Here is a 4,977-nt window from a genome sequence, read left to right as displayed (position 1 = left end):
TGTGCTACAGACTCAACAAAGGTGTAGGCCAAATTGCCATATTCATCGTATGCACGCCACATCAGGCCTTGCATGATACCGGACACCCACATTGCAGTGATGTAAATTGCGGTACCAATAGTCGCCATCCAGAAATGCAGATTGACCAGTTTGACTGAATACATGGTTGTACCCCACATACGTTCGACCATATGGTACAAGGCACCCACAGAAACCATTGCAACCCAACCAAGTGCGCCTGAATGAACGTGACCGATAGTCCAGTCAGTGTAATGTGACAACGCATTTACGGTTTTCGAAGCCATAACCGGACCTTCGAAAGTTGACATCGCATAGAACGCCAAAGAGACAATCAGGAAACGTAAAATATAGTCTGTACGTAATTTGTCCCACGCACCGCTCAGGGTAAACATACCGTTTAACGCACCACCCCATGAAGGAATAATCATCGCAAGGGAAATGGCTGCACCCAGTGAACCGGTCCAATCTGGCAGAGCGGTATATTGAAGATGGTGAGCCCCCAACCAGACATAACCGAATACCAGCGCCCAGAAGTGGATAACTGACAGGCGGTACGAGTAAACCGGACGGTTTGCCTGTTTAGGTACGAAGTAATACATGATGCCTAGGAAACCAGCAGTCAGGAAGAAACCAACAGCGTTATGACCCCACCACCATTGAATCATCGCATCCTGAACCCCGGAGAAAATGGAATAGGATTTCCACATACTGACGGGAATAGACAGACTATTGACTACATGGAGGTAGGTAATCATGATCATCATTGCCAGGAAGAACCAGTTGGCAACATAGATATGCGAAACCTTTCGGATCGATAAGGTCATGATGAAATTGAACATGTAGGCAATCCAAACCACCGCAATTAAAATATCCAGCGGCCATTCCAGTTCAGCATATTCTTTTGATTGAGTCAGACCTAAAGGCAGAGTAATGATGGCTCCGAGAATAATCAGGTTCCAGCCCCAGAAGGTGAACCATGCCAATTTATCACTCCACAGTCTGACGCCAGAGGTGCGTTGAACAACATAAAATGCTGTCGCCATCAAAGTCGAACCACCAAACGCAAAGATAACCGTATTGGTATGTAATGGGCGTAGTCGACCAAAACTGATATACGGATTATCAAAATTCAAATCTGGCCAGGCTAACTGCGATGCAATAAATACACCCATACCCGTTCCGGCAACCAAATAGACACACGCCATATAGGCGAACCATTTGACCACTTCAAAGTTGTACTGTTGTTTCGCCTGCATAGCGATCACACCTTCTCTTTCATGAAAACTCTTTCACTGTTTCTTTATTAAGAAAACAGAACCCCATTTCATTCTGCCTAACGTTCCAGCTAATGAATTTTACCGCAAAACAACTAGGTTGATGATTTCAAATCCGTGATCCAGATCAATTTTGCTGGTTTTGCTTCTACTTTCACTGGCTTGAAGTTATCCAAATAGGAGAATTTTCCTGACTTCATCTGACGGGGTCAAGTATTAGCAAAAAAGCTATTTCAGCAGAAGCTAATAAGTAACGTAAAAACAATGATTTAATCCATATGTTTAATATGGTTATTTACTTGTTCAATTGCGGTGCATTAGTCGTCATCCGCATTAATTGTAAAAGTAAATCAATACTATTGGTTTTCTGCCTTCATTCAACAGCAAGTTATAGGTACGGCAAGCAGCGCCAAGTGACATGGTTTCCAGTGAGATCCCATACTGTGCCAGGTTGCCAGTAATTTGTAATATATTGGGAGTAATACCTTCGTTATTCACCATAATGACAACGTCAGCATTGAAGGATTTTATTATCTCAATTTGAGAATCGCTAGACTGTTCAGCGAGAGTTTGGAGATCCAGTGCATCGAATACACCTTCAGGAGATAAAACACAGTCATGTGTTATTTGTTGTGGAATTTGATTTGGAGCTTGAATCAGTAGAAAGCCGTCGCCATAACTTTTAATTACAAGAGCGTCAGTAACGGCTTCCTGACTAATTTTCATTTTTGTTAAAAACCAGCGGCATTATTAACGCGATCGCGTAATTCTTTTCCGGGTTTAAAGTGTGGTACATATTTTTCATCAAGTTTAACGGATTCACCGCTTTTTGGATTACGTCCTACTCTTGGTGGACGATGATGCAAGGTGAAACTGCCAAACCCTCTGATCTCAATACGATCACCACGTGACAGACAATCGCTCATCTGTTCAAGAATTAACTTCACCGCTAGTTCAACGTCTCGGTAATTCAATAGAGATTGTTTTTCGGATAGTATTTCTATCAAATCAGACTTGGTCATAATTTCCTAGATTCCCGGCAGTAGACTTTTGGGTTATGCCTTAAATAAAAAGGCAGCTGTATAACAAGAAAATGAGCATCCGGCCTGACCGGATGCTCACCCAATGATCAGATTAGCTGTCTTTCTGATTCATCTGTTCTTTCAGCAAATCACCTAAAGTGGTATTGCCGGAACTAACATTACTGTACTCTTTCACTGCTTCAGATTCTTCCTGATCATCCTTAGCTTTGATTGACAGAGTCAGCGTGCGATCCTTGCGAGACATTCCTGTAAATTTAGCTTCAACTTCATCACCGATATTCAGCACTTTGCTGGCATCTTCGATACGCTCACGTGCGATATCAGCTACGCGAACGTAACCTTCAACACCTTCAGCCAATTCAATCGTTGCACCTTTAGCATCAACTGCAATGACTTTACCAGTCACAACGGTGCCACGTGGGTGTTCAGACAGATAAGCTGAGAACGGATCGTCCTGCAATTGTTTGATACCCAGTGAAATCCGTTCACGTTCAGGGTCAATCGCCAATACAACAGCTTCCACTTCATCGCCTTTTTTGAAGTCACGAATTAATTCTTCGTTTTCTTCTTCCCAAGAGATGTCTGACAAGTGGATCAGGCCGTCAATGCCACCATCCAGACCAATGAAGATACCGAAATCAGTGATTGATTTGATAGCGCCGCTGACTTTATCACCTTTGTTATGAGTCATTGAGAACTCTTCCCAAGGGTTAGTCTGGCACTGTTTGATACCCAGTGAGATACGACGACGTTCAGCGTCAATATCCAGAACCATAACTTCAACTTCATCACCCAAAGTAACCAGTTTAGAAGGGTGAACGTTTTTGTTGGTCCAGTCCATTTCAGACATGTGAACCAAACCTTCAACACCATCTTCGATTTCAACAAAGCAACCGTAGTCAGCAATGTTAGTGACTTTACCCTGGATGCGGGTGCTATTTGGATAACGACGTGCGATATCTTTCCATGGATCGTCGCCCAACTGTTTCAGGCCTAGCGATACACGTTCACGTTCTTTATCAAATTTCAGAACCTGTACATCGATTTCGTCACCGATAGCGACAACTTCTGAAGGATGTTTAACACGTTTCCATGCCATATCAGTGATATGCAACAGACCGTCAATACCACCCAAGTCAACAAACGCGCCGTAATCAGTCAGGTTCTTAACGATACCTTTAACAACTTTGCCTTCTTCCAATGTTTCCAGAAGGGCTTCGCGTTCAACGCTGTTCTCAGCTTCCATAATGGCACGACGAGAAACAACGATATTGTTACGTGGGCGATCCAGCTTAATCAGTTTGAACTCAAGCTCTTTGCCTTCGAGGTGTGAAGTATCACGGATAGGACGTACATCAACAAGTGAACCCGGCAGAAACGCTCGGATGTTTTCCAGATCTACAGTGAAACCACCTTTAACCTTACCGGAAATAATACCGATAACAGTTTCATTGGCTTCAAATGCATGTTCCAATCTAATCCATGCTTCAGCGGCTTTGGCTTTTTCACGTGATAATTGTGTTGCACCAAATCCATCTTCCAGTGTTTCCAGAGAAACATCGACCAAATCACCAACAGAAACGGTGATTTCACCTTTTTCGTTCATGAACTCGGCAACTGGGATAGCGCCTTCAGATTTCAGACCTGCGTTAACCATAACAACATCAGGACCAACATTGACTACCGTACCGGTAACAATTTTGCCTGGTTGCATTGGGGTTGCGTTTAGACTCTCTTCAAAGAGATCAGCAAAGCTTTCGCTCATTATAAATATCCTTGATCCTGTTCAGATAACAGAATCGCCCGTTAGTCCTGCGATTGCAGGAAATTAACAAAAAACCTGCCTGGAACACCCAGACAAGTACCCTAATAAATCAGCCGATTAATGCACTGACTTTTTCTAAAACAGCTTCGATACCGAGTTGTGTTGAATCGAGAATAACGGCATCATCGGCAGGCCGTAGTGGCGCTACTTCACGTTGCGTATCCCGTTCATCACGTTCTGATATTTCGGCTACGAGATCGGAAAGGTTACTATCAATTCCTTTCTCTTTCAACTGCTTATATCGTCTCTCCGCCCGAACCTTGGCACTGGCTGTGAGAAAGACTTTGTATGGCGCATCTGGAAACACCACCGTACCCATATCGCGGCCATCTGTGACTAAACCTGGCGGTTGGCAAAAATCACGCTGTCTTTGTAATAAAGCTGAGCGAACTGCCGGAAATGCGGCAACTTTTGATGCGGCATTGCCGGCCTGTTCAGAACGAATCAGTAACGAAACATCTTCGCCTTCGAGAATAACCTGCAACTGTCCATCCTTTAACACAAACTGCACATCCAGCTGACCCGCTATGGATGCCAGCGCTGCTTCATCCGTTAAATCAATTTGATGCTTTAATGCCGCCTGAGCCAGGACACGGTAAATTGCACCACTATCCAGGTAGTGCCAACCCAGCTTTTCTGCCATACGCTGGGCCAAAGTGCCCTTTCCGGAGCCGCTTGGACCATCAATTGTTAATACAGGTATATCAGACATCGAAGGCATCAATCTGCAAACCACAGTGAGTCGCTAATTCGACAAAATTTGGAAATGAGGTTGCCACATTGGCACAGTCATTAATCTGTATGGCGCCGCCAG

Annotated in this window: 5 protein-coding genes; all 5 read right to left on the bottom strand. The window is 44.0% G+C overall.

Annotated features, from left to right (window positions below):
* Positions 1–1,277 (bottom strand): cytochrome-c oxidase, cbb3-type subunit I (ccoN, locus tag B3182_RS01805; RefSeq protein ID WP_292751301.1); only part of this gene is annotated, 1,277 nt, incomplete at its 3' end.
* 351 nt (positions 1,278–1,628) lie between these two features.
* Positions 1,629–2,021 (bottom strand): MTH938/NDUFAF3 family protein, encoded by a 393-nt coding sequence (locus B3182_RS01800; RefSeq protein WP_292355434.1) that lies wholly within the window; start codon positions 2,019–2,021, stop codon positions 1,629–1,631.
* Positions 2,022–2,026: 5 nt separating this feature from the next.
* Positions 2,027–2,317 carry an integration host factor subunit beta gene (locus B3182_RS01795; protein ID WP_069296502.1) on the bottom strand — a complete coding sequence of 97 codons (291 nt, stop codon included), beginning with the start codon at positions 2,315–2,317 and terminating at the stop codon, positions 2,027–2,029.
* A 112-nt stretch (positions 2,318–2,429) separates the two neighbouring features.
* On the bottom strand, positions 2,430–4,103 hold the full coding sequence (rpsA, locus tag B3182_RS01790) for a 30S ribosomal protein S1 (RefSeq protein ID WP_292355430.1): 1,674 nt from the start codon (positions 4,101–4,103) through the stop codon (positions 2,430–2,432).
* Between the two features lie 109 nt (positions 4,104–4,212).
* On the bottom strand, positions 4,213–4,875 hold the full coding sequence (gene cmk, locus B3182_RS01785; protein ID WP_292355429.1) for a (d)CMP kinase: 663 nt from the start codon (positions 4,873–4,875) through the stop codon (positions 4,213–4,215).
* Positions 4,876–4,977 lie beyond the last annotated feature (102 nt).

Origin of the sequence: Methylophaga sp. UBA4204 (assembly GCF_002379485.1) — a bacterium.
GTDB lineage: Bacteria > Pseudomonadota > Gammaproteobacteria > Nitrosococcales > Methylophagaceae > Methylophaga.
The sequence above is the reverse complement of the archived record's forward strand: the minus strand, read 5'-3'. Positions and strand labels throughout refer to the sequence as shown.